This window comes from Hymenobacter rubidus (assembly GCF_016734815.1).
Taxonomy (GTDB): Bacteria; Bacteroidota; Bacteroidia; order Cytophagales; family Hymenobacteraceae; genus Hymenobacter; species Hymenobacter rubidus.
This window is the reverse complement of the sequence record NZ_JAERQF010000023.1, coordinates 66,595-91,966: the sequence shown is the minus strand read 5'-3', so window position 1 is coordinate 91,966 and position 25,372 is coordinate 66,595. Positions and strand designations below refer to the sequence as shown.

23 protein-coding genes and 1 pseudogene are annotated in these 25,372 nt (G+C 61.1%); 4 read left to right on the top strand and 20 right to left on the bottom strand.

The features are described from left to right. Positions 1 to 161: 161 nt before the first annotated feature. The 18 genes and pseudogenes from JKL48_RS23780 to JKL48_RS15440 all read right to left on the bottom strand — a co-directional run bounded on the left by JKL48_RS23780 (position 162) and on the right by JKL48_RS15440 (position 8,326). A pseudogene (locus tag JKL48_RS23780) lies at positions 162 to 578 on the bottom strand (PIN domain-containing protein). Then, positions 575 to 817 carry a hypothetical protein gene (locus tag JKL48_RS15520; RefSeq protein ID WP_201984076.1) on the bottom strand — a complete coding sequence of 81 codons (243 nt, stop codon included), beginning with the start codon at positions 815 to 817 and terminating at the stop codon, positions 575 to 577. The pseudogene JKL48_RS23780 and the gene JKL48_RS15520 overlap by 4 nt, the downstream one beginning before the upstream one ends. Positions 818 to 990: 173 nt before the next feature. Beyond that, the gene (locus JKL48_RS15515) at positions 991 to 1,482 is read right to left on the bottom strand and encodes a hypothetical protein (RefSeq protein WP_201984075.1); all 492 of its coding nucleotides are present in this window, start codon (positions 1,480 to 1,482) and stop codon (positions 991 to 993) included. 73 nt (positions 1,483 to 1,555) lie between these two features. Further along, positions 1,556 to 1,732 (bottom strand): hypothetical protein, encoded by a 177-nt coding sequence (locus tag JKL48_RS15510; RefSeq protein ID WP_201984073.1) that lies wholly within the window; start codon positions 1,730 to 1,732, stop codon positions 1,556 to 1,558. Between the two features lie 248 nt (positions 1,733 to 1,980). Beyond that, the gene (locus tag JKL48_RS15505; protein ID WP_201984072.1) at positions 1,981 to 2,253 is read right to left on the bottom strand and encodes a Txe/YoeB family addiction module toxin; all 273 of its coding nucleotides are present in this window, start codon (positions 2,251 to 2,253) and stop codon (positions 1,981 to 1,983) included. After that, positions 2,246 to 2,464: a hypothetical protein gene (locus tag JKL48_RS15500; RefSeq protein ID WP_201984069.1), complete on the bottom strand. Its 219-nt coding sequence runs from the start codon at positions 2,462 to 2,464 to the stop codon at positions 2,246 to 2,248. The genes JKL48_RS15505 and JKL48_RS15500 overlap by 8 nt, the downstream gene beginning before the upstream one ends. A gap of 99 nt (positions 2,465 to 2,563) precedes the next feature. After that, on the bottom strand, positions 2,564 to 2,965 hold the full coding sequence (locus tag JKL48_RS15495; RefSeq protein ID WP_201984068.1) for a hypothetical protein: 402 nt from the start codon (positions 2,963 to 2,965) through the stop codon (positions 2,564 to 2,566). A gap of 10 nt (positions 2,966 to 2,975) precedes the next feature. Continuing rightward, the gene (locus JKL48_RS15490) at positions 2,976 to 3,155 is read right to left on the bottom strand and encodes a hypothetical protein (RefSeq protein ID WP_201984067.1); all 180 of its coding nucleotides are present in this window, start codon (positions 3,153 to 3,155) and stop codon (positions 2,976 to 2,978) included. 160 nt (positions 3,156 to 3,315) lie between these two features. Then, entirely contained in the window at positions 3,316 to 3,732 is a 417-nt protein-coding gene (locus JKL48_RS15485; protein WP_201984066.1) for a PIN domain-containing protein, read from the bottom strand. A gap of 134 nt (positions 3,733 to 3,866) precedes the next feature. After that, positions 3,867 to 4,007, bottom strand: a complete 141-nt coding sequence (locus JKL48_RS15480; RefSeq protein ID WP_201984058.1) for a hypothetical protein — start codon at positions 4,005 to 4,007, stop codon at positions 3,867 to 3,869. A gap of 87 nt (positions 4,008 to 4,094) precedes the next feature. Then, positions 4,095 to 4,529: a putative toxin-antitoxin system toxin component, PIN family gene (locus tag JKL48_RS15475; RefSeq protein WP_201984057.1), complete on the bottom strand. Its 435-nt coding sequence runs from the start codon at positions 4,527 to 4,529 to the stop codon at positions 4,095 to 4,097. Beyond that, entirely contained in the window at positions 4,513 to 4,752 is a 240-nt protein-coding gene (locus tag JKL48_RS15470; RefSeq protein WP_201984056.1) for a hypothetical protein, read from the bottom strand. Before JKL48_RS15470 ends, JKL48_RS15475 begins: the two co-directional genes overlap by 17 nt. A 146-nt stretch (positions 4,753 to 4,898) precedes the next feature. Beyond that, positions 4,899 to 5,348, bottom strand: a complete 450-nt coding sequence (locus JKL48_RS15465; protein ID WP_201984055.1) for a type II toxin-antitoxin system VapC family toxin — start codon at positions 5,346 to 5,348, stop codon at positions 4,899 to 4,901. After that, entirely contained in the window at positions 5,345 to 5,623 is a 279-nt protein-coding gene (locus tag JKL48_RS15460) for a hypothetical protein (RefSeq protein WP_201984054.1), read from the bottom strand. Before JKL48_RS15460 ends, JKL48_RS15465 begins: the two co-directional genes overlap by 4 nt. 180 nt (positions 5,624 to 5,803) lie before the next feature. Beyond that, the gene (locus tag JKL48_RS15455) at positions 5,804 to 6,364 is read right to left on the bottom strand and encodes a hypothetical protein (protein ID WP_201984053.1); all 561 of its coding nucleotides are present in this window, start codon (positions 6,362 to 6,364) and stop codon (positions 5,804 to 5,806) included. A 233-nt stretch (positions 6,365 to 6,597) separates the two neighbouring features. Further along, the gene (locus JKL48_RS15450) at positions 6,598 to 7,131 is read right to left on the bottom strand and encodes an NUDIX hydrolase (protein WP_201984052.1); all 534 of its coding nucleotides are present in this window, start codon (positions 7,129 to 7,131) and stop codon (positions 6,598 to 6,600) included. A gap of 27 nt (positions 7,132 to 7,158) precedes the next feature. Further along, entirely contained in the window at positions 7,159 to 8,112 is a 954-nt protein-coding gene (locus JKL48_RS15445) for a HEAT repeat domain-containing protein (RefSeq protein WP_201984050.1), read from the bottom strand. 70 nt (positions 8,113 to 8,182) lie between these two features. Next, positions 8,183 to 8,326 carry a hypothetical protein gene (locus tag JKL48_RS15440; RefSeq protein WP_201984047.1) on the bottom strand — a complete coding sequence of 48 codons (144 nt, stop codon included), beginning with the start codon at positions 8,324 to 8,326 and terminating at the stop codon, positions 8,183 to 8,185. 217 nt (positions 8,327 to 8,543) lie between these two features. Here JKL48_RS15440 and JKL48_RS15435 point away from each other — a divergent pair, with 217 nt between their 5' ends. Next, positions 8,544 to 10,526, top strand: coding sequence for a T9SS type B sorting domain-containing protein (locus tag JKL48_RS15435; protein WP_201984045.1), 1,983 nt, complete (start codon positions 8,544 to 8,546; stop codon positions 10,524 to 10,526). 198 nt (positions 10,527 to 10,724) lie between these two features. On the opposite strand, the gene JKL48_RS15430 is transcribed toward JKL48_RS15435, so the two are convergent. Then, positions 10,725 to 12,836 (bottom strand): glycoside hydrolase family 97 protein, encoded by a 2,112-nt coding sequence (locus tag JKL48_RS15430; RefSeq protein ID WP_201984044.1) that lies wholly within the window; start codon positions 12,834 to 12,836, stop codon positions 10,725 to 10,727. Between the two features lie 515 nt (positions 12,837 to 13,351). Between JKL48_RS15430 and JKL48_RS15425 the strand changes: the two genes are divergently transcribed. Then, positions 13,352 to 18,715 (top strand): T9SS type A sorting domain-containing protein, encoded by a 5,364-nt coding sequence (locus JKL48_RS15425; protein WP_201984043.1) that lies wholly within the window; start codon positions 13,352 to 13,354, stop codon positions 18,713 to 18,715. Positions 18,716 to 18,958: 243 nt separating this feature from the next. Then, positions 18,959 to 20,599 carry a T9SS type A sorting domain-containing protein gene (locus tag JKL48_RS15420; protein ID WP_201984040.1) on the top strand — a complete coding sequence of 547 codons (1,641 nt, stop codon included), beginning with the start codon at positions 18,959 to 18,961 and terminating at the stop codon, positions 20,597 to 20,599. A 128-nt stretch (positions 20,600 to 20,727) separates the two neighbouring features. Here the strand turns inward: JKL48_RS15420 and JKL48_RS15415 are convergent, their stop codons facing one another. Beyond that, entirely contained in the window at positions 20,728 to 21,741 is a 1,014-nt protein-coding gene (locus JKL48_RS15415; protein WP_201984038.1) for a LacI family DNA-binding transcriptional regulator, read from the bottom strand. Positions 21,742 to 22,044: 303 nt separating this feature from the next. Between JKL48_RS15415 and JKL48_RS15410 the strand changes: the two genes are divergently transcribed. Beyond that, positions 22,045 to 25,260 (top strand): SusC/RagA family TonB-linked outer membrane protein, encoded by a 3,216-nt coding sequence (locus JKL48_RS15410; RefSeq protein ID WP_201984037.1) that lies wholly within the window; start codon positions 22,045 to 22,047, stop codon positions 25,258 to 25,260. The last annotated feature ends 112 nt before the right edge of the window (positions 25,261 to 25,372 follow it).

Genomic DNA, 25,372 nt, shown 5'->3' with positions numbered 1-25,372 from the left:
TGGATAAGCGAACAGGACGCTAAAAACTGGTTTGGCCATTGTGGCTACCACGTACACTAACTTGAAACCCGCTCTAAGATACGCTTTGCGCCGAGAATCCGTTCGGGATTCAGCTACTCAAGTAGCTTGAGTTTCTTCAGCGGCGGGGGCGGCGGGCGGGGCTACGGATTGTCAATCCAGTTTTCCCGCACCAAGCCGGAAATGGCGGCAAAATGGCGGGTGTTGCGCGTGACGAGTGTAATACCATGCCGGATGGCGGTACAGCCTATCATCAGGTCGAAGTCATCGATGGGGCGTCCGGCGCGACGCAGGCGAGTTTTCTCGGCGGCGTAGTGCTCGAATCAGTCCGCAATGGGCAAAATATGGCCTTCAAAGGCGGTACGCAGCCCATTCAGCGCCAGTCGGTTGGCGGCCTGCTTGGTTGGGGCACTGTTGGCCACGCCATATAGCATTTCGGCGATGGTCAACTCGCTAATAAAGCAATTGTCGAAGCCAATGCTGTCCAGCTTTTCGACAATACCGTATTCGTTTTTGGTGAAATGAATGCAAATGTTGGTGTCCAGCAAATAGTAGCTCATAGCTCTACGTCGCGGTCGCGGAAATGCCGCGATTCCATGAGCATCTTGTTGATTTCATCCCCGCTTTCGTCGGATTGCCAAGAACCCGCCAGCGCCAGGAAACGCCGCCGCCGCTCCTCCTCAGAAATAACGGTAACAGGAGGCGTCGCCGTGGCTTTTACGCCCAACCGCTGCGCCAGACTCAACAGCAGGTGCAGGTCGGAATCGTTGGTGGGCTCTAAAACGAGGGTGGTTGTCATGGTTGGCAGATGCTGAATGACGAAAAGAAACTATCCTGCTTCTAAAGCTAAGTTACGCAAGAAGCGGCTGTTTCTTCAGCGGCGGGAGCGGCGGGAGCGGCGGGCGGGGGATGGGCCGTTGGAGAGAAGCTGTCGTATCGTGCCAGCGGCGGGGGCGGCGGGCGGGGGGCTATTCAGCCTCCGTTATCGTCATTCAACGGCGAAGGCTTTTCCGCTTCCAGGGCTTGCGGCACAATGTACAACTCGCGGAACATCTGCTCCACGGTTTCCTTCAATCCCGGTTCCGGGTTGGCGCGACATTCCAAGAAATAGGCGCTGATGGCCGGCAAGGGATGATGAATGAAGCGGTTTGGACCGATAAACGTGGAAACGGTTTGCAGGTACACCCGAAATCGTTTGGTATTGGATACGCCCTCCCCGGCCAGTGCTTCTCCCACAAAACCCGCCGACGCCAACGGGTCGCGGCGGCAGATGTCGAGGAATACCTGCGTGCACGTTGTCAGAATCCGAAAGGCGTCGCCGTCGTTGGTGAGCACGCGGTATTTATTGGCCGAGCTTTTGTGCGACAGCGGGTAGTATTTGAGCACGTAGGTGTGGTGCTGGTACTCCTCGGCATCCACCACGTAGCGCCGGTTTTTGCGCGTGCGAAACGTGTAGTGATGCATACAAACCAAAGGGCCGTCCTTGTGAGACGGCCCTTTGCGGTATGTAAACGGATAACCTTCGCCCAGTGTGCGCTTAAATGGCATAAGCGTAGGCGTTGCGGCGCATCTTTTTCAGGTCTTCCGCCGAGAGCGTGTCGAACACGAATTGCTTGGCGTATTCGCGGGCTTGCATCAGTCGCGCTTCTTTCGTCAGCTTGGCGGTGCTTGCGGTTGATGCAGGACGCGAGGTTTTATTATCGGTGGTTCCCATGGAATGAGAAGTTGCTGAATGTATTAATCGGTAGTACTGCGAAGATAAGCTGAAAGTTCAAGGCTTCTGCCAGAGAAGCTACCGTTTCCTCTGCGGCGGGGCGGCAGGCGGGAGTGGTGGGGCCGTTTGAGAGAAGCTGTCGTATCGTTCCAGCGGCGGGGGCAGCGGGCGGGGGTGGTGACCGTGGTGGCTGCCGTGGCATTGCCGTTGGAGAGAAGCTGTCGTATCGTGCCAGCGGCGGGCGGGGGTTATTTGCCGCCGTAGTGTTCGCCGCATTGGGCGATGCGCAGGTTGTCGCCTTCGGCTTTGTAAATCAACCGGTGCTCCTGCGTGATGCGACGCGACCAGTACCCCTTGTAAGCGTTGCCTTTTAAGGGTTCCGGCTTGCCCGTACCGGCGAAAGGGGTGCGGGCGCACTCGCGCAGCAGCGTGTTGATTTTTGCCAGAATCTTGGCGTCGGTGCGCTGCCAATACAGGTACTGCTCCCACGCTTCGGGCGCCCAGCAGAGCGTTCTATTCATTGTCAATCAGGTCGTGTATTTCTCCCTGACCGTTTTCGAGCCTCTCGATGGCCGCCAGCACGCGGGCATGATTGGCGGGGTTGCTTTCCAAGTGTTGCGTGGCATCCATTGTTTTGGAGCGTATGGGCCGGGCTTTCATATAGGGCAAGCTATGCAGCAACTCCATCACAAAGGCAGCTTTTTCGTCAGGGAATTCGAGGGCGACTTTCATACCATCCAAAACTACAAAGAATCAGCTTAGTTCCTGACGCCTGCTTGCCGCTACTACAGAAGCTCCTGTTTCTTCAGCGGCGGGGGCAACGGGCGGGGGTTATTCCGTTTTGAGCACGTACCAGATGTTGTACCGGTCGTGGCTGATGTCGTAATTGGGCAGGCTCAAATGCTGGCGGTAGAAGGCAAACCGCTGCGGCATTGAAAATGGCTGCTTGATGAGGTGCTGCACGATATCGGGCTCGAACGTGCCCAGGTAGTAGCGCTTCACCCGGAAAATGGCTTGCCACAGGGCTGCCTTTGTTTCGCGCGGATAACGGCTGAAATCGGCCGGAATGCTGCTGCCCAGCGGGAATAACTGAAAGTCGCTGTGGTAGATGAACCGCCCGTCGTCGGTCATCGAGCGACTTTCATAGGTTTGGGTCAGAACGTCCCAATCGGGGTGCAGATGCCGGATGCTGTATTCGATGTAGCCACCGTGCCGGTCGCAATTGCACTGCAAGCAATATGGGTCATTTAGCACCCTTCCCCGCTTGCAGTTGGGCGAATGCTTCTGCCGATTTGAGGCCCGTTGCTTTCTCGTGCGCTTCGTAGCGGTGGCGCAGGGTTTTGAATGCGGCCCGTTTGCGTGCTTCGCTGAGCACTACGTCGGGAGCCGAAGCATCTGGCAGAAGTTGGGCAGTCGTTTTCATCGTTACTAAGATACGCTTCGCGCTGAGAATCCGTTCGGGACTCAGCTACTGAAGCAGCCTCCGTTTCTTCAGCAGCGGGGCAGGGGCGGGGGCGGCTGGGGCTGCCGTGGGACAGAAGCTGTGGTATCGTTCTAGCGGCGGGGGCAGCGGGCGGGGGGTGTTAAGGTTTATTAATCCAGTTTTCCTGCACCAAGCCGGATATATCGGCAAAGTGGCGGGCGTTGCGCGTAACAAAGGTGAGGCCGTGAGCCACCGCTGTGCTACCTATCATCAGGTCAAAGTCATCGACGGGTCGACCCATCGCACGCAGGCGCACTTTTTCCGGGCCATATACTTCGAAGCAGGCACCGACCAGTAAAATTCGGCCAGCGAAAAGCTGTTGTAGAATATCGAGCGAATGACGGTTGGCCGCTTGTTTAGAAGGGGCGCTTTTGGCGATGCCGTAAATCAATTCCGCGATGGTCAGTTCGCTTAGAAAGTAGTTTTCAACACCTACCTGCCGTATTTTCTGACGCAAGCCAAATTCATCTTTCGACCAATGAATGCAAATGTTGGTGTCGAGCAGGTACTGGTTCATAACTCCACGTCACGGTCGCGGAAATACCGAGACTCGCGAATTTGACGAGCTAACTCGGTTCCATCTTCATCCGATTGCCAGGAACCAGCAAACTCGTCAAGCAGCCGGTTTTGGTCGGCTTCCGAGAGTCTTGCCTAGTTATGCTGACCGGTAGCGGGTTTCTTCGTTTTACGCTGCTTCCAGCGGGCTGCCCAGCCAGCGGGTAAGTTCTGCAGCCAACGGAAAGCATCGGCAGCCTGCTCATCAGGAAACTCTAATTCAAAAGTGACTTTCATGTTACTAAGCTACACAAGAAGCTCCCGTTTCTTTCAGCGGCGGGGGCAGTGGGCAGGGGCGGTTGGGGGCGCGAGCAGCGGGCGGTGTTATTCGTCTAACCCCATTTGCTGCGCGAACTCTACCAGCGTTATGATTCTTGTGGAACCGAAACTGCCTAGCACCAGCAAATCCTCATCGCCGGATAGCAGGTAGTCGGCTTGGCTGTCCAGCGCCAGGTTGAGCAGGAAATTGTCTTTGGGGTCGCGGCACAGCTCGACGGCCGACGTGACCGGCGTGGTGGGGAAGGCATCCAGGTAGGCGCGAAATACGGTCAGGTTTTCGGCGGTGATGTATTTGCGAAACTTGGGCCGTTGCAGCACCGCCCGTAGTTCGTCTTTCAGGGCTTGGCTGAACACGAGGGTTACGCGTCTGTCAGCAACAAGCTGCTTCATCCGCTGGCCAGTGAGGCTATTTGGCAGGATGAAACGGCTTATCCAAGCGTTGGTGTCGGCAATGACGCGCAGCTTACTTGCGCCGGGCATACCGCTCGGTGCGTACGGTTTCCACCTCCCGCGCAATGTCGTCCTCCGTTAGCTCAAGCGCGGCAGCACTTACCCGGCGGCTAACCTGCTTGCTAGCCGCATCGACCAGCTTCCCCAGATTCTTTTGGATGCGCCCAGCCAGCAACGCCTGCTGACGCGGCGAAAAGCGCAGCACCGCTTCGGCTATTTTCTGGTAATCGGTAGTGAGTGGTAGGGCTGGCATAAGAGGAAAAAGCTGAAGTATTCTTTCAAAACGAAGATACAACTTAGCTGGTTCGCCTACTCTAGAAGCTCCCGTTTCTCTCAGCGGCGGGGGGTGCTGGGGCCGTTGGAGTGAAGCTGTGGTACCGTTCTAGCAGCGGGCGGGGGTTATTTCTCTTTGGCCGATTCGTCTACGGTCGGCAGTTCGGCAACCCAGTCCTGCAAGGTGATGTTCGGCATATCGGCAAAATGCCGGGTGTTGTGCGTCACCAGCGTTAGGTCGTGCAACAGGGCAGTACTGCCGATGAGCAGGTCGAAACTGTCCACCGCGCGACCGAGACGGCGCAGGTGAGTTTTAACTTCCGCAAATGTTTCCAAAGCTGGTCCTATTGGCAAGACTTGTTCAGCGAAGCTTCTGCGGAGCGCGGCCACATCAAGCCGTTGCTTGGCCTGCCACGCCGGGGCGCTGTTGGCCACCCCAAACAGAAGTTCGGCAATGGTGATTTCAGACAGAAAGCAATTCGCCAATCCCACGGCCTGTATCAGTTCCCGAATACCAAACTCGCCTTTGAGGTAGAAAATGCAGATGTTGGTATCGAGCAAATAGCGTTGGCTCATAGCTCAATATCACGCTGCTCGGTGTACCGGGACTCTTGTAGCATCCGGTTCAACTCTTCGCCCGTTTCCTCCGATTTCCACGCGCCAAACAGCGAGTAGAATATCCGTTCCCGCTCTGCCAATTCATCGGATGTAACCTCCGTAACTGTCGGTGCTGCTTGCGCTTCAGCAGTACGGCTTTGCAGTTCGGCGGCTCCATACGGTAGGCTACGCAGCCATTCCAGAATGGCGGCGGCCTTTTCCGTTGGGAATTTGAGTTTTACTTCGAGTTCCATAGGTAGCTAAGTTACGCAGAAGCTCCTGTTTCTTCCAGCGGCGGGGGCAGGCGCAACGGGCAGTAGTGATGAAACAGCAACGACTCACCTAAGGAAACAGCCTTCCTTGGGGTGAGCCATTGCCATTGGGTTTAGCGCAACGCTTTAATCAGCGCTTTATAACAGAGTAGCCCAAGCTTGCTACGCTAGCCGGTGCCCCGCAGTCGAACCCGTTGCGCTGGCACGACGAAAAAGCAAGCCCGCTCCCACCCACAGCCCGGCAAAGACGGTGTTCAAAACCAATACCTGCGCCATCCCCAGGTCAACCTCGGGCTTCCAGATAAGCGCCGCAACCAGAGGAACTGAAAAATGGGCGAGTGCCGCTGCAAACATCGCCTTCGCCATTCCAAGCGGCCTAAAGCGCGCGACGAAAGCGCCGGCTAGTGCTACCACCAGCACAGCACCATACAGCAGGTTGGCGGGGTTGTCCTCGCTCCCGAGGAATCCTACGGCCAGGTTCCCCCAAATGAGAAGCAACCCTGCGCCTACTGCCACGCCCACGCCCAGGCGGTACGGGGTATTGTTGCCCATCCGCGCAATCAGCACAAACAGGAGGCCGGCACCAAATAGCAGGAGGCCCGCAGCAATAAAATCATCCAGCGTCCAAGCCATGTCAGCCAGAAATAGCCTGCCGACCAGAGGAATAAGCAGCAGAAGCGCCGTGACCAACGCAACGCGGGCAATGCTTTTGGTAAGGGTCATAACAGTGGGGCTTTTGGTTGCGCGGCATAAGAATCGATTAAAATCGGTTCTTATACCACGCAAGGAGGAGTTGGCTAGTTGGCTGAATCAGCGGCTCTAGTTCACACGCGTGAATTGGAATACCACAAAGCAAGTAAAAGAACTTTGTATTTCAAAGCTACTTGATTACGATTTCTTACCCATCGGGTTCTGCCCTTTTTCATAACTCAAACAACTATGCTCTAGTCAGACAATTACAGCTCCCACTCCCCTGCCAGCAGGCGCGGCAGCAGCGGGCGTAGCATGCGGTAGCTGGCACCCCACAGGTAGTGCGACCCCACTCGCCAGAAAGAAATGAGTTCCGGGGTGGGGCGGTCGGGGAAATCCCACAGTTCCTGACCGGCATTGGCGGGGTCGGCCAAGTGGCGCAGGGGCACTTCCAGCACTTCGGCAATTTCGGGTTGCGCGAAACGCCAACCGGAAGGCGGCACGATGCGAGCCAGGAACGGAGCAATCTGAAAGCCCGTGGTACGCGTCTGGATGGGCGGCAGCGCAGCCAGCACCGTAATGGCCGTCGCGGGCAGGCCGATTTCTTCTTCGGTTTCGCGCAGGGCTGTGGCCAGCAGGGAGGCATCGGAGGGGTCGCGCTTGCCGCCGGGAAAGGCCAGTTGCCCGCCGTGCACGCCGTGGTCGCCGCGGCGCACCAGCACCAGCGTGGCTTCGCCCGCAGCGTTGCGGAACACGGGAATGAGCACGGCCGATTCGCGTAGGGAAGCGGAAGGATTCATGCGAAGCGAAGTCAGGCGTGGCGGCCGCTACAGGGATTCGGCCAGTTTGGTCATGGCCGCTTTCACCGTGGGCAGGTGGGTGCAAACGCGTGGGTCCATGATGTTGCCCCCAAAGCCGTTTGATTCGTCAGAAGCTTGGGCGGCCAGTTTGGTCAACTCGGGCTTTAGTTCGTGGGGCTGGTAGCGAGCCAGGGTCTGCAGGGCAATGACTTTGGTAAAATCGCCGCTGTCCTTGTCGCGCAACAGCTGCAGGAGCTGTTGTTTGGCGGCGGGCGTATTGCTGGCCGTGAGGGCGCGGGCGGCGCTCACACGGGCGTGAAAGTTGGCCGTATCGTGCAGAAAAGGCAACACTTGCTCATAGTACTTGCTCAGGCCCACATGGTAGATGGTTTCCAGCGCAACGTGCTGCAGAAAGAAGGTATGCATGCCGGCCTCATCAATCCTGGCCGGCGGCAACGCCAACGCACTGGCCAGAAAACGGGCGAGGGAAGCATGGTCGTATTCCTGGCCGTGGTAATGCCGGAAAATGGCCGTCATCGTAGGTTCGTACACCGATTGCGGCACCAACGCCTGATGGTAGCTGTGCCGGTACGTGGCAACAACGTTGGCTTTTTTCACGGCGGCAAAGCCGGTGGAAGGCGTAGCGATGCTGTAGTTGCCTTTCGTGTTTTGTTGCAGAAAAAAATAGCAGGTATCAGCATTGCCAGTGTAAAACTCCGGACCGTGTCCGCCCGATGAGCTGCAAATATCCAGCAGGTAGAAACCGGTGATGCGAATGGTTCCCGACAGGCCACGGCCCCCCAGCGTGCGGATGATGGTGGCGGTAATGCCCTTGCCGGTGCTAGCGGTTATTTTGGCCAGCACGAAGGAATCGGCTTTTTTCACCACTTGCTCGTGCCAGGGTTCATCCCAGGTGAGGGCCACCGCGGGGCGGGCGAGTAGACTGGCAAACAACAGCAGTAGGGTAGTGAGATGGCGCATGAGTCTGGTTTGGGGTATAGGGCTGACACCATTGCTTGGTTGTTTTCAGTGCCGCCGCGTTGCAGCCGGTTTAAAAGCAGTTGTCCCAGGCAAAATAGCGCATGGCAAACGTACCATGCCCGGCTATTATTGGGTTGCCCAGCTTCAACCCCGACGTGGCTACGCCGGCCGGATGGGCCGCTCCGCGCCCGCCGCCGCCAGAATATACGCTCACGGCATTCCTGCGCAACGGCTTGCCGGCGTATAAACCGACTGCCCCGCCAGGCGCTGGCAGGCTACATTGGCCAGAGCGCCGGCATTCGCTGCAAAAACCATAAGCGACCCATTGGAAACAACCGTACCCGTTGTTTCGCCGAGTTACGATTGAAGCAGAAAGCATTACCCGCTAAAACGCTAACTTAGGGCATTCACCTTTACGCCCCCTCCTACCCATGCCGACACGTTTATTCCGCACCGTCTCGCTGCTGTTCTGGCTTTTGGGAGGTGTGCTGCCGGTAGCGGCCACTCACCTAGTAGGCGGCGAGCTCACGTACCAATACGTGGACGCCAAAGGCACTGCGGCCGCCCCCTACCGCTACAACATCACGGGGCGCATTTATTTCAACAAGGAAAGCGACTCTCGCTACCCCGACGGCGCCCCCACCATTACCATCACCGTTTACAGCCAGGCGGCCGGTGGGGCGCGGCTGTTGCAGGAAGAAGTGTCGCGCAGCCGCTTTTCCGAAATTACGACCGAAGTGCCCGGCTGCCCGGTGCTGGTGCCGCGCGTAACGCTGGCCATATACACCACCACGGTGAGCCTGCCGGCCGTGGGCGAGGGCTACACCGCCGTGCTCAACATCAGCAACCGGAATGCGGGCATCACCAATCTGGCCAATTCGGTGAACGAGCCGATGGCCCTTTCGGTGAGCATGCCGCCCGGCGTTCTGCCGAATTCTTCGCCGGTTTTCTCCGGCGATGCTGTGTCCGTTATCTGCATGGGCGACACCATTTCGGTGCTGAACAACGCCTACGATGCCGACGGCGACCGGCTGAGCTACAGCTTTGGCACGCCTTATGGCGCCTCGGTGGGCCAGCCCGTGAGCTACGCCACGGGCTACAGCGCCACTCAGCCCTTCGGGGCGCGCGGGTATGCGGGCATTGACGCGCGCACGGGACTGGCTCGTTATTTTTCGCCGGCGCAGGGCGTGTTCCTGGTCGCCATCGATGTGCAGGAGTTTCGCACCATTAACGGGAGAGAAGTGCTGCTGGGCACGCTGCGGCGCGACATCCAGGTGGTGGTGCGGGTGTGTACTGGCGGGCCCAATAGTCCGCCGGCTTTCACGGCGGCTACGCTGGCCCGCAAAGACGTTCAGCTGGAAGAAGGCCAGTCGGTGGCGTTCAACATCACGGCTACCGACCCCGATGCCCAGCTCCTGACCATGAGCGTGGGCAGCGTGCTGCTCGACGGGCCGGGGCGCGTGGACGCCACCGTGAACGGGCAGTCCGGCAACGGCACAACGTCGATAGGCACGGTCACGGCCACGGGTATAAGCACGGTCACGGGTGCGTTTCGCCTGCAGGCCGGTTGCGGCCTGGCCCGCCCCTCGCCCTACGACCTCATCGTGACCGTGGCCGACCAGGCCTGCAACCAGAAAACCATCGCCGGCGTGTTCCGCATCACCGTGACCAAACCCGCCGCGCCCACGCGCATCTTCGGCGACTCGGTGCTGTGCCGACAGGGGACGGCCACCTACACCACGCCCCCCAACCCGCTGTATGTGAGCTACCGCTGGACGGTGCAGGGCGGCCAGCTGCTGGGCCCCGCCACGGGCACCACAGCGCGGGTGCAGTGGCTGGCGGCTGGCGGCCGCACAATTTCGGTGCGCGGCATCGCGGCCAGCGGCTGCCCCACCGACTCCACGGTGCGGGCGGTGACCGTGCTGGGTGGGCCCACCATCAGCGGCCCCGGGGGCTACTGCCGCAGCGCCCACACAGGCCTGCGCTACGCCGTGGATGGCCCGCCGGCCAACTACCAATGGACCGTTGCGGATGGCACGCTGGTGAGCGGCCAGGGTACCAACGCGGTGGTCGTTGACATTCCGCAGGGCAGCACGGCCACGCTGCAAGTCAGCAACCCAGCTTTCCCCTGCCCTACTACCCTGCGCGTGGGGCCGGACCCCAGCTGCCTCTACTTCTACAACATTATTACCCCCAACAACGATGGCCAGAACGACGTGTTCAAGATTGAGAACATCGAATTCTACCCAAAAACGGCCTTGACCATCTTCAACCGCTGGGGCCGTAAGGTGTACCAAACCGACGACTACCATAACAACTTCGGTGGCCCTGACACGGCGCCCGGCGTGTTCTACTACCTCTGCCAGCTGGCCGACGGCACGCGCTACAAGGGCTGGTTTGAGGTGATGCGTTGATTAAGTGAATGACCTTGCCAGAAAAGAAAGGGCGGGGTCATGAGAAAAAAGGAACGTCATGCTGAGCGCAGCCGAAGCATCTCTACCGCGCGATGCAATCCAGTCGATTGGTTTACTACTGTGGTAGAGATGCTTCGGCTGCGCGGACGCCAGATGAGCATGACGTTCCTTTTTCTCTCCTATAACACCTGCACGAAGCTACTTAACCGGGACCAGGCTGATGGCCGCACCGCCGCCGGGCGCCAGGGACAGGCGTAGCGTGGTGCCGGCCTGCACGGTTTGCTGGCTGATTTTGTAGGCTTCGGGATTGGTTTGCCAGTTGGCGGTAGCGGCGTCGGCGTAGATGGTGGCGGTGTAGCGTCGGCCTTTGGGTAGGAAGCTCAGGTTGAGAGTGGCAGTGCGTGCCTTTTCGTTGGTGATGGCGCCGACAAACCAACTGCTGCTCCCCTTCTGCTGGCGCGCCGTGCTGATGTATTCGCCCGGTTCGGCTTCGAGGATGCGGGTGTCGTCCCAGTCCACGGGCACGTCTTTGATGAACTGGAAGGCGTCGAGGTGCTGCTCGTAGTTTTCGGGTAGGTCGGCGGCCATTTGCAGGGGTGAATAGAGCACCACGTACAGGGCCAGCTGCTTGGCCAGCGTGGTATGCACGTGGCGCTCGGGGTGCTCGGGCTCGTAGTTGCGGAGCTTGAAGATGCCGGGCGTGTAGTCCATGGGGCCGCCCATGAAGCGGGTGAAGGGCATGATGGTTTCGTGCTCGGGGCGGTTGCCCTCGGTGGTGAAGGCGTTGTACTCGTTGCCCCGGCCGGCTTCGCAGGCCAGCCAGTTGGGGTAGGTGCGGCCCAGGCCGGTGGGACGCACCGATTCGTGCATATCGACGGTGACGTGATGCCGGGCGGCCATCTCGGCCACGCGCACGTAGTGGTTGCTCATCCACTGGCCGTCGTGGTGCTCGCCGCGCGGGATGATGCGGCCCACGTAGCCGGTTTTCACGGCCGGGTAGCCGAAGCGGTTCATGAACTGGTAGGCCGTGTCGAGGTGCTGCTCGTAGTTGGTGGCCGAGCCGGAGGTTTCGTTGTGCATTATCATCTGCACGCCCTTGCTTTTGGCGTACTGCTGAATTTCGGCCACGTTGAAATCGGGGTAGGGCGTCACGAAGTCGAACACGGCTTCCTTCCAGTTGCCAAACCAGTCTTCCCAGCCCTCGTTCCAGCCTTCTACCAGCACGCCGGCAATGCCGTGCCGGGCGGCAAAATCGATGTAGCGCTTCACGTTGACGGTGGTGGCGCCGTGGTGGCCGTTCGGGATAAGCTGGCCGGCGGCATTCAGGGTATCGGCGCTGTCGGCGTAGCGCCAGTTGCTTTTGCCGGTCTGCATTTCCCACCACACGCCCACAAATTTCATGGGCTTAATCCAGCCAGTGTCCTTGAGCTTGCTGGGCTCGTTGAGGTTCAGGATGAGCTTGGAGGCGAGAATGTCGGCGGCCTGGTCGCTCACAATGATGGTGCGCCAGGGCGTGTGGCCGGGCGCGTGCAGGTAGGCTTTGGTGCCCACGGCATCGGGCACGAGGCGGGCCGTGAGGCGGTGGCTGGCCCGGTCGACGTGCAGCTGCATGGCCGGGTAGTCGACCTGCGCGGCTTCGTGGATGTTCACGTACAGGCCATCGGCCGACTTCAGCATGAGGGGCGTGGCCACCATCTGGGCATCGGGGGCGTTGCGCACGGCAATGTCGTTGGAGCCCTTCACCAGCTGCGTGTTATCCACCTCGCTCAGCTTCGACACGGTGTAGGGGTATTCGTTGGTGTCGTAGTCGCCCGGAATCCAGAAGGCCTTGTGGTCGGCAGGCAGGGCAAATTCGGTCAGCTCCTCGCCCAGCACGAAGTATTGCAGGTTGGGCTGCCGGGGGAATTCGTAGCGGAAGCCCACGCCGTCGGCAAACACGCGGAACACCACGTCGAGCTTGCGGCCGGGCGCCGCCGGCTGGCGCAGGTGCACCGTGAGCTGCTGGTAGTGGTTGCGAATGTTTTTGACTTCGCCCAGCACGGGCTGCCAGGTTTCGTCCACGGTTTTGGTTTCGCTGCCCGTCAGCACCAGCGGCCCATCAAAGCCGTTGCCGTGGGCCAGCTGGAGGCCGAGGCGGGAAGCCGTCACCACGGGCTTTTGGCGGTAGGTGACAGCGTAGGTGGGCTGGCCGGCCGCCGTGAGCGCCACGGTCAGCTTCACGTTGTCGAGGCTGGCGGTGAGAGGAGCGGCCGATTGGGCAGCGGCGGTAGAAGCTCCGGCCAGCAACAGCAGGAGGAAGGATTTTTTCATGGCAGCAACAAGGCAACTGAAGCCGCCGGAGCAGCAAAGGCGCAAAATACAGAAGCCGGGCAGGAAGTCAGATGAAGGCGGACGCGGGCAAGGTCCACTGGCCTTTAGCCGGACCTGCGAAACGGCCGCGGCTCTCTTTGCAATGCGGAAAAGCCATTGCAGGCTACTCAGTCGGCACCGTGCCTGACTAGTAGGGGAATGGCTTGCAAAAAACCGCAAACGTTTTCGTAGATAAATCCGGTCCATTTCTAGCTTTTAGCCAAAGCAGGCCAATACCTTTAGTGGCTTGTTCGCCCCATCTGACCGGTTTCTGCCCGGTTCTGTTACTCTTTCCAGGCGCGTGCGGCGCCAAATAGTCCCGCACCACGGCTGCTGCTGAGGTCATCAGTTTCAGTCCCCCTTTTTCTGGCTGCTGCCTGCCACCGATGCTTTTCGGCTGGCCCTGTCCGGTGTGTCCGTTGGACTGCCCGCGGCCCCTCCCCCGCTCTCAACCAATCCACCAAACGCCCACCCACATGAAGAAACTGCTATCCCTATTGCTGCTTGGCTGGCTGGCGATTAGCGTCAGTCACGGCCAGACCATTTCCCCCTACCTCACGGGCCAGAACGCCTGGCTGCCCACCGCGTTGGGCACTTCGGTATACAACGGCTCGCTCGACATTCTGTGGCCGCTGGTGCGGAAATCGAAGGTGCGAATGGTGCGCATCGGCGGCAACGGCGTGAATTCCAACCTAGTGACCAATGCCCAGTACATCGCCCTGATTGACTCTATTCGCCGCATCGGGGCCGAGCCCATGGTGCAGGTTTCGGAAGGACGGGGCCGGTTCACGGCCGCGCAAGCGGCGCAGGTGGTGCAGTACGTCAACATCACCATGGGCCGCAACATCCGGTACTGGATTATTGGCAACGAGCCCGACCTGAACAACACCGCCCAGCCCAACCCGGTGAGCGTGGCGGGCGTGGCCGCCTACATCAAGTCCTTCGCCTCGGCCATGAAAGCCGTGGACCCCACCATTCTGACGGTGGGCCCGGAAAACGCCTCCTACGGCAGCACCTACATGCCCTCGCTGGTGGGCGGCACCAACGACATCACCGGCACCGATGCCAACGGCCGCTATTACATCGACGTCATCTCCTTCCACAGCTACGCCTTCAATGGCACCCAGACCCGCAGCGCCGTGCTGGGGGCCGCCCAAACGCTGACCAACAACGTGACCAACCTGCTGGGCCTGATGGCCAACGCCAACGCCCTGCACAACCGCACCGGCGCCAACGCGCTGCGCTGGGCCCTCACCGAGTTCAACATCGACTACGCCAACCCCACCGCCAACACGGTGGAAGGCGTGGGCGTGCACTCCTTCCTGAACGGCCAGTACTGGGCCGAAGTATTTGGGGTGGGCATGAAATACGCGGGCGTGTCGATGCAGCCCTGGTCCATTCACGAGGGCAGCGGCGCGCGCGGCACCGGCGATTTGGGCTACCTCGACGGCCCCGGCGCGTCGGCCAAGCCCCGTTCGAGCTACTGGCACGAGATGCTGGTATCGGAGAACCTGCACGGCACTTACCTCGACGCGACCGACAACCAGACGCTGGTGAAAGTGCTCAGCAGTACCGACAACGGCACGACGGCGGTGATGGTGCTGAACGAGAGCGACGTGACGGACTACAACTTCACAGTGCAGCTGGATGGGACCACGGTGCCCGGCACGGCGGCCCTGAAAATCAACGTGCCGGCCGGCATCAATGCGGCTTATAACGACAAGATTTACGCGCAGTCGACGCTGGTTTTGCTGTTCGACAGCCAGGGCGCGCTCACCCGAAAAATCGTGTATTCGCTGCAACACGCGCAGCAGGCGCTGCCGCCCTCCTACCGCAACCCCGGCTTCAACGTGGCACTGGCGTCGTTTCTATCGGACAAAACCTTTACCTGCGTGGCCCCGGAGGCGGTGACGTTCACGGCGTCGGTGCTGGGCGAAGCCACGTCGCTGACCTGGGATTTTGGCGCGGGGGCCACGCCGGCCACCGGCACCGGTCGGGGTCCGATTTCGGTGACTTACGCCACGGCCGGCAACAAAACCATTTCGCTAACGCTGGTGAATGCCGACACCACCATTGTAGCGACCAAGGCCAACTACCTGCCCGTCAGCAGCTGCATCCGCACGCCGTACCCCAGCACCGTCCCCGTGATTCCGGGCCTAGTGAAAGCCGTGGAGTACGACAACGGCGGCGAAAACGTGGCCTACCACGACACCGAAACCGCCAACCGCGGCGCGGCGGCCGACCCCAACGTGCCCCGCCCCACCGAAGGCGTGGACACGAGCAACAGCGGCGAGGGCATTGGCGAAGTGGGCTACACCGCCAGCGGCGAATGGCTGAAATACACGGTGAACGTGCTGCGCACCGGCCTCTACCAGCTCCGGGTGCGGGTGTCGACAGGTGCGACTTCGACGGGTTCGCTGCGCTTGTCGGTGAATGACGTGGACCGCACCGGCGTGGTGGCCGTGCCCGCCACGGGCAGCTTCGGCACCTACCAGGACCTGATTATCAACAACGTGTATCTGGATGCTTCGCCCAACGCCACGCTCAAGCTCGACATCGTGAGCGGCGGCTTCAACTTCTCGAAGCTGACGTTTACGGAACAGCCGATGACGGGCATTGTGGTGAACCGGATTTACAACGGCAGCTCGACTTCGGATGGCTCGACGGATGCGGCGGAGCTGCTCGTGACGCAGGACCACCTCGATATTCGCGGGCTGATTGTGAAGGACTTCGAGACCAACCTGACCAGCGACACCGGCGGCAAAATCCAGTTCAAGGACAATGCTTTGTGGAAGGATTTGCGCATTGGCACCACCATTGTGCTGCGCCGGCTGGCCTCGGGCATCACGGGCTACGCGACGGATACCGATGCGTCGGACTTCACGCTGGATATGCTGATGGAAAATACGACGTATCTGGCCGATTTGTCGGGCACGAACCAGAATTTCAATCTGACCAATACCGACATGGTGCTGCTAAAAACCGGCTCGCCCAGCGGCATCGACAACCCGGTGCACGCGCTGGTGTCGAACAACGGCAGCACCAGCGCCCTCTACACCGGCCTGACCGGCTCGAAACTGGTGTTCAACGCTGTCCTGAACACGGGCGCGTTCCTCTATCCGCTGAACCCGGCCCAAAGCACTGCTGACTACAACGGCACCAGCGTAGCCAGCAGCACCAGCACCGCCCGCACCTGGGGCTACGGCTTCGGCACGGGCAACACCAGCTACATCCAGCTGCTGCGCAACCAGGCCTTCGCGCCACCCAGCATTGTGGTGAACCGTGTGTACAACGGCTCGAACGACGCCAACGGCAACACCGACGCGGTGGAATTGCTCGTGATTCAGGACCACCTCGATGTGCGCAACCTCGTGGTGAAAGACTTCGAAACCAACAACACGGCCGACAACGGCGGCAAGTACCGCTTCAACAACACCGCTTTCTGGAGTGATTTGCGCAGTGGCACCACCATCGTGCTGCGCCGTTTGGTGGGCCCCACCGGCTACGTGCAGGACACCGATGCGTCGGACTTCACGCTGGATATGCTGATGGAAAACACGACTTACCTGACCAACCTGGCCCCCACCCTCTCCTACAACATCACGCAGTACGACATGGTGATGATAAAGACGGGCACGGCGGCCGGCGTGGCCGGCAGCATTCATGCCTACGCCACCAAGGGCGGGGGCAGCGGGGGAGTGCCGTCATCCATCTACCTGTCGGTAGCCAGCGCCAAAATGACTTCGCCCGATGGCACCGATGCGGGCGGCGGCACCTTCCACTACCCGCTAAACCCAGCTCAGGACGTGACCGACTACAACGGCGCCAAAGGTGCGCTGAGCAAGAGCACCGCCTTCAACTGGGGCTACGGTTTTGGCCAGCCCAACATCGACTACATCCAGAGCCTGCGCAACGCCGTGATGGGCCCCGACCTGGTGGTGCCCGGCGGCCAGAGCCTGACGGCCGGCGGCACCTACAACAGCATCACGGTGCAGGATGGCGGCACGCTCACGCTGCTGGGCACCACCACCGTCACTTCTGCGGTAGTGGTGCAAACCGGCGGCGTGTTCAGCACCAGTTGCCAGACGCTAAGCGGCGCGGCCAGCTTTGAGCTGCAAGCCGGCGCCGAGCTGCGCATCTGCGCTCCGGCCGGCATTGCGGGCAGCGGCGCTACGGGGGCCATCCAGGTCAGCGGCACGCGCACTTTTGATGCCGATGCCTCCTACACCTACAACGGCACGGCCGCCCAGGTCACCGGTCCCGGCCTGCCCGCCCAGGTGCGCAACCTGACGGTGAACAACGCCCTCGGCCTCAGCCTGAGCCAGGCGGTGAGCGTGGCCCAGGTGGCCCGCCTGCAAACCGGCAACCTTGCCACCGCCGGCCAGCCGTTCGTCCTGCTTTCCTCGGCCACCGGCACGGCGTTGATTGACAACAGCGGTGGCGCCGTAGTGGGCAGCGGCACCATGCAGCGCGCCGTTACCAGCAGCGTAACCGGGCCGGCTTACCGTCATTTCAGCTCGCCGGTGGGCAGTGCGCCGTTTAGCAGCCTGGCCACGGCGGCCTTCACGCCCACGTTCAATACCGGCTACAACAACAGCACCACACCCGGCTCGGTGTCGCCATTTCCCACGGTGTTTGGCTACGATGAAAGCCGGCTGGCCACGGTTACGTCGAACTACAGCGCCTTCGACAAGGGCTGGTTCTCGCCTGCGGCAGCTACCGATTTAATGACGCCCAACCGGGGCTACACCGTGAATGCGCCGGCAGCCACGGTGTCCTTCACCGGCACCTTCAATAATGCCGCGCAGGCTTCCGGCGCCCTCGACCGGGGCACCGACGCCGACGCCGGCTGGCAGCTACTGGGCAACCCCTACCCTTCGCCCCTTGATTGGAGCACCGTGACGGCCGCCCAGCGCCCCGGCATGGACGCCGCCCTGTACGTGTACCAGAGCACCGGCCAGTACGCCGGCACCTACCGTACCTACAACAATGGTGTAGGCGCTTCGCCGCTGATTGTGGCCGGCTCCGGCTACTTCGCCCGTGTAACCGACGCCGGCACGCCCGGCGCCGTGAACCTGACCAACGCCAACCGCGTCACCACCTTCGGTCCGCAGCCTGTTTTTGGGCGCGGTGTGAATGACGTCCGGCCCCAGCTCCACCTCACGCTCTCCGGCGCCAACCTCAGCGACGATACCTACCTCTACCTCGAAACCGGGGCCACCGCTGGCATTGATGCGGCTTTCGACGCGACCAAGCTGCCCAACCCCACCGGCCTGGACGTGGCCACGCTGAGCGGCAGCACGCCGCTGGCCATTAATGGCCTCCCCCTGCTCGGCGCATCGGAAACAGTGGTACCGCTGACGCTGCACGCACCCCAAGCCGGCAGCTTCGCCTTCGAAGTAGCTGACTTGGCCAACTTTGGCCCGGCCACCGTGTACCTGCGCGATGCCGCCACGGGCACGCAGCAACTGCTGGTAGCGGGTACCCGCTACCCCTTCACACTGGCAACCGTCACGGCTGGCACCGGCCGCTTCAGCATCGTGCTGCGCCCAGCCAATGTGACGGCCACGAAAGTGGAGCTGAACGCCGCCGCCGTGAGCATTTACCCGAACCCCGCCCGTGGTCGCTTCACGGTGCTGCTGCCGCCGCTGGCGGGCCAGCACGAGGTGCGCGCCACCTTGTTCAACGCACTGGGCCAGGCAGTGCTCACGCGCACTATTGCGCTGAATGCGGCTGGGGCTACGACGGAGTTTCAGACCTCGGCGCTGGCGGCGGGCGTGTACACGTTGCGCGTGCAAGCCGAGGGTCAGACGCTGACCAAGCGCGTAGTGCTGGAGTAGCGCGGAATTGGACTGAACAGTCCAAAAGCACGGTCATGCCGAGCGGAGCTGAGGCATCTCGCGTGTGGTAGTAATTCAATCGAATGGGTTTACTGCTGCACGCGAGATGCTTCGACTGCGCTCAGCATGACCGTGCGTTTTTCTTCTGCAAGCAACCCTTTTCGAGGACATCTTCCATCAGCCGTGGCACCCCCACAAGCTGCGCATTTCTTTCTTTTTCCCATCCTAAAATTCCCACAACCTATGAAAAACCCACTTCGCACCACCCTCTTCACTCTGCTGGCTACTGGCGCGGCCACTCTCCCGGCCGCCGCGCAGGGCGTGCCCGTGAGCACCAATTTCTTCGGCATCAACTACTGGAATAACCAGCCGAATTCTACCATCACGGCCGATTTGAACAGCGCCGGGATGAAGTTCTACCGCATCGGCGGCAACGAGCGGAACCGCAATACGAACATTGCGGCGCACGATTGGAGCGTGAAGGAAAACTGGCTGCCGCTGGTGAGCTACATCAAGAACAACCTCAACGGCGAGCCGCTGGTGCAGCTGTCCATCAACCTGACCGATGCGCAGGTGACTACCTGGGTCAACTACTTCACGAGTAACGGCGTGAGCTACTTCGCCATCGGCAACGAGGCCGACCCCGCGCCCGACCAGATGAGCATGACCGACTGGGTGACCAACAACCAGCCCTACCAGGGCCTGAGCTACTACGGTTTCCGCGACCGGTTCAAGGCCATTGCGCGGCTGGTGAAACAGGCCAACAACAACTGTAAAATCATCGGGGGCGACTTCCGGCTGTTCTACGACCAGCCCATTTCGCTCTACTACTCCAATTTCATCAGCGACGTGGGCGATGAATACGTGACCGTGGGCACCCGCAAAATCCCGCTGCTCGACACGTTTTCCTTCCATTACTACGACAGCCAGGGCAACCGTGAGCAGGTTCTCACCAGCCGTTTCGACACCGTGCAGGGCTACCTCGACAACGTGAACACCACCCGCCACGGCATCGACGCGACCTGGACCGACCTGCGCATGGCCGTGACGGAGGTAAATACCGAAGCGAAATCGACCAGTTTGTGGAAACCCTACGGCTTCACGGCCGGGCAATTTGTGGCGACGATGACCAAACTGGCGCTGGCCCGCCGGGCCTTCTGCGTTACGCCGTGGAGCATTTCGGAGAGCAACAGCGACCAGGGCGCGACCGATTTTTCGCTTTACAACGCCAACAACACGCGTCGCTCCACCATGCACCACGTCGCCTTGCTGAGCCAGAACAAGCGCGCCAACTACATGCCCGGCGACCAGGAAACCAACGCCAGCTACGCAAAAGACGACCTGGTTTTCCTGGGTTTGCGCGACGCCACCGGCTACACCGTGCTGCTGATGAACAACTCCGACAACGCCCGCACCTACAGCATCTCGCTCGACAACACCTACCGGGGCACGGCCTCGGCCCGCATCAAGCTGGAAGGCTATTCGGGCGTGTCCACCGACCTGCGCACAGGCACCATCAACGCCCACATGAGCATCCTCTACCGCCTCACCGCTTCGGGTACTTTCGAGTCGAAAACCTACTACGACAACAACGACGCGGCCCCCGTGCTGCAACGGCCGGCTAGCGTTACGGCTACTGCCGGGGGCAGTTCCACGGCCGCCGTGGCGGTTTATCCCAACCCCGCCACCGCCAGTTTCACGCTCGATGGATTGGCTGGGCCGGTGGAGGTGGTGCTGCAAAGCCTCACGGGGCAGCAGGTGCTACGGCAGCGGCAGGAAGCTGCTGCGCCGGTTGATGTCAGTCGTCTGGCAGCCGGCGCGTACTTGCTGACGGTGACGACGGAAACGAGCCAGGTGCTGCGCCGGAAAGTGACGAAGGAGTAAGCCCAAAACGTCATGCCGAGCGCAGCCGAGGCATCTCGCGTGTGGTAGTAATTCAATCGAATGGGTTTACTGCTGCACGCGAGATGCCTCGGCTGCGCTCGGCATGACGTTCTTTTTTGACCGATGCCTCACCCGCCTGTGGACTGCCGCGCAAACAGCGTGGAGGCCAGCACCAGGCTTTGCTCCGGCAGGACGGCTTTCTTCTTTTCCACGGCGCGGAGCAGAATTCTGGCGGCTTCACGGCCGATGTCGTAGGCGGGCTGGGTGACGGTGGACAGCGGCGGGTCGAGCAGGGCAGCGGCTTCGAGGTTGGAGAAGCCGATGATTTTGATGTCTTCCGGAATGCGACGGCCCAGCTCGTGGCACACGCGGTAGGCGCTGATGGCCAGCCGCTCGACCGAAGCAAAAATGCCGTCGATATCGGGCCGGCGCAGCAGCAGCTCGCGGATAAGCGACACGTTCTGCTCGTTGTCCATTACGCCGCTCATCACCAGGTCCTCGTCGATGGGCAGGCCGTGGGCCGTGAGGGCATCGAGGTAGCCCTGGTGGCGGTATTGGCCAATGGACAGGTTATTGGAAATGAGCAGGTGGGCAATGTGCTGGCAGCCGGCCGCCATGAGGTGCTCGGTGGCCTGGTAGCCGCTTTCGTAGTCGTTGGTGGTGACCTTGGCGGTGCTGATTTCGGCGCACACCCGGTCGAAAAACACGATGGGAATGTTGGCGTCCTTCAGGCTGTGGAGGTGGGCAAAATCCTGCGTGCCGCTGGCCACGGACATCAGCAGGCCGTCGACCCGGCCGCCTTTCAGGTGCTGCACAATGGACACCTCGCGCTCGTAATCGTCGTGCGTGAGGTAGATGAGGACGTGGTAGCCGCTTTGGCGGGCGGCTTCCTCGATGCCGTTGATGGCGAGGGCGAAAAAGTGGTTGGCCACCTTGGGAATGACCACACCGATGGTTTTGCTGATGTTGCGGCGCAGGCTGCTGGCGTAGGCGTTGGGCTCGTAGTGCAACGCGCTGGCCAGGGCCCGCACCCGCTCTTTGGTGGCTTCCGAAACTTCGTGGCTATCCCGCAACGCCCTGGAAACCGTGGCGATAGATAAGTGGAGCTGCTCGGCCAGCGACTTCAGGTTCACGGGCGTCATGGCAGGAAGGGGGCTAGGCGAAAGCTAGAAAAAGGCAATTTTCTATAAGGATTGGCAAATGCACAATACGCACAAACCTAACAGTTAAACGCTAAAAAAGGAAGCCTTTGGGCCCGCCTACTGAAAACGTTTGCGTAAATAAAGGCCTATGCGAGAGGTTCAATCGCGGCGAAGAATCCGGTACTTCGCAGGGCAGACGGCGGGGTAAGGACCCACTTACCACCCTGGCTGGGCCTTTCGGGCCTCCGAATGCCCCGCACCGGTTCGCTGCATTCCCACCATCGTCACCAACCCCACCCACACATGACGGACAATTTACGACCCGATTTTCGGCGCTATCTGCGGCCCCTGGTGCTGCTGCCGGCGCTGAGCCTGGGCCTGAGCGCCCCCACCCTGGCCTTTGCCCCCGCGGCAGCTACGCCTCGCAGCGTGCAGGCAGATATCACCATTACCGGGCAGGTGCTCGACGAGAAAGGCGTTGGCCTGCCCGGCGTCAACGTCATCGTGCGCGGCACTTCCAACGGCACGCAGACCGATGCCGCCGGCAACTACAAAATAGTGGCCCCGGACAACGCTACGCTGATTTTCACCTTCGTGGGCTACCTGCCCCAGGAGATGAAAGTGGACGGCCGCACCAGCATCAGTGCTTCGTTGAAGCCCGATGCGCAAAGCCTGAACGAAGTGGTGGTGGTGGGCTACGGCGTGCAGGAAAAGAAAATGCTGGCCACCTCCATTGCCACCATTTCAGCTAAAAACGTGGAGCAGGTGCCGGTGGCGTCACCCGGCGAAGCACTGGTAGGCCTCGTGGCCGGCGCTCAGATTACGGAGCCTTCGGGCGAGCCCGGCAGCACGGCCACCATCCGCATTCGCGGCCTGGGCTCGATTTCGGCCGGCAACAGCCCGCTCTACGTGGTGGACGGCTACCCGCTGAACAGCGCCGACAGCTTCAACCAGATTCCACCTTCGGATATCCTCTCCATTCAGGTGCTGAAGGACGCGGCGGCCTGCGCCATTTACGGCTCGCGCGGCGGCAACGGCATCCTGATTGTGACCACCAAGCGCGGCGTGGCCGGCCAGACCAAGTTCTCGGCCAACGTGTACACCGGCATCCAGAACGTGTCGAAAAAGATTGACCTGCTCGACGGCCCGCAGTACCTGGAATACCTGAAAGAAGCCCGCACCAACGGCGGCGGCACCATTCAGCCATCGTTGCTGGCCGACCCCAGCACCTACGCCAACACCGACTGGCAGAACGAGATTTTCCAGACCGGCCACCAGTCCAACTACCAGATTTCGGCTTCGGGCGGCACCGAAAAGTCGCGCTTTTACATCGGCGGCGGCTATTTCAAGCAAACCGGTATTGTGAAAGGCACGGGCTTCGACCGCTTTTCGCTGCGGGCCAATTACGATGCCCAGCTGGCTAAAAAGCTGAAGCTGTCGCTGAGCTTCGCGCCCACGTTCTCGCGCACCGACACCAAGCCGCTGTCGGGCAGCTTCAACAACGCCACCTTCAACGGCGGCGGCGCCGGCAACCAGATTGCCGCCGTGACCAGCGCCCTCATTGCGCCGCCCATTTTCCCGGTGCACGTGGCCAACGGCGACTACGCCGGGCCCCTGAACATGTTCCCGAACGTGGCCCCGGCCACCGGCACGGCCATCAGCGTGGGCCTGTTCAACCCCGTGGCGCCGCTGGACCTGTACCAGGACCGCACCACCCAGGCCCGCGCCCTCAACACGCTGGCCCTGGACTACAACCTGCTGACGGGCCTGACCTTCCGCACCAACCTGGGCGTGGAAGTGCTGGCCAACCGCCGCAACTGGTACGTGCCGGCCACGCTGCCGTCGAACAACCAGGCGTCGGCCAACATCAACAACCCGCTGCTGTCCAACATCGACGCCCGCCAGCTCAACAACACCAACTACAACTGGGTGTGGGAAAACACGCTCACGTATAACCGCACCTTCGGCCCCGACCACAACCTGACCTTGCTCGGCGGCTACTCGGCCCAGCGCAACACCAACGAGGGCAGCAACGTGTTTGGCCAGAGCGGCACCTACACCAACAGCGCCATTGAGTACGTGACGGCCGCCGGCCAGCTCTTTGGCACGGCCTCATACAACGCCAACGCGCTGACTTCGGTGTTCGGCCGCCTCGACTATTCGTTCAAGGAGCGCTACATCCTGACGGCGGCCCTGCGCACCGACGGCTCCTCGCGCTTCGGCCCCGACAAGCGCTACGCCACCTTCCCGTCGGTGGCCCTGGCCTGGCGCATCGGCGAGGAGAATTTCATCAAGCAGATTCCCCTCATCAGCGAGTTTAAGTTGCGCGCCAGCTACGGCGTGACCGGCAACAACAACATCGGCGACTATTCTTATCAGAGCTACCAAACGGCCGCCAACTACGTGTTTGGGGCCAACGCCGGCGCCCGCGCCTTCGGCTTTGCGCCCAACGGCGTGAGCATCCGCGACCTGACCTGGGAAACCAACACGCAGGTGGACTTCGGTTTCGACTTCGGCATCCTGAAAGACCGCATTTACCTGACGGCCGCCGCCTACCAGCGCCGCACCACCGACCTGCTGCTGAACCGCAACGTGCCGTCCATCATCGGCTTCACCAACCGCACGCTCACCAACGTGGGCGAGGTGCGCAACCGGGGCCTGGAGTTCCAGCTGAACACGGCCAACGTGGTGGGCACCGGCTTTACGTGGAGCACGGCGGCCAACCTCTCGTTCAACCGCAACGAGGTCATTGCCCTGGGCGGCCCCACCGACCAGATTGTGTACGACGCCGTGTTTGGCTACACCAGCTCCATTCGGGTGCTGGCCGGCCAGCCGCTGGGCTCGTTCTACGGCTACAAGCAGATTGGCGTGTATAAAGACCAGGCCGACGTGGACGCCAGCGCCAAGTGGAGCTCGGGCGGCTCGGTGCCCGGCGACCTGAAGTTTGCCGACATCAACGGCGACGGCAAGATTGACTCGCAGGACATCACCAAGGTGGGCAGCCCCTTCCCGAATTTCACCTACGGCTTGCTGAACACCTTCGGCTACAAGGATTTTTCGCTGGCCATCACGCTGCAAGGCTCGCAGGGCAACGACATTCTGTATGCCGGCGACCGGTACGTGAACAACTTCCCCGGCTCGGCCAACGCCCGCACTAATGTGCTCGACCGCTGGCATTCGGCCGACAACCCCGGCAACGGCTGGGAGCCCCGCGCCACGTCGTCGGCCCCGTCGTCGCTCACCTCGTTTAGCTCGCACTACATCTACGACGGCTCGTTCCTGCGCATCCGCACCGTGAACCTGCGCTACAACCTGCCGAAGGAGTTGGTGGGCAAAATCGGGATGGCCAGCGCCAGCGTGTACGTGGCCGCCCAAAACCTCTACACCTTCACCAAGTACTTCGGCTACAACCCCGAGGCCAACCTCTACGGCAACACCACCGCCCCCACCTACGGCGTCGACCAAGGCTCGTACCCCATGGCCCGCACCATCACTGTGGGCGCCACCGTTGGTTTCTAGAACGTCAACTATAGAACGGCCATGAGAACGGCTATGCTGAAACGGTCATGCAGAGCGCAGCGAAGCATCTTTACCGCAGCAGTAATCAGATTTAGTATCGAGGTAAAGATGC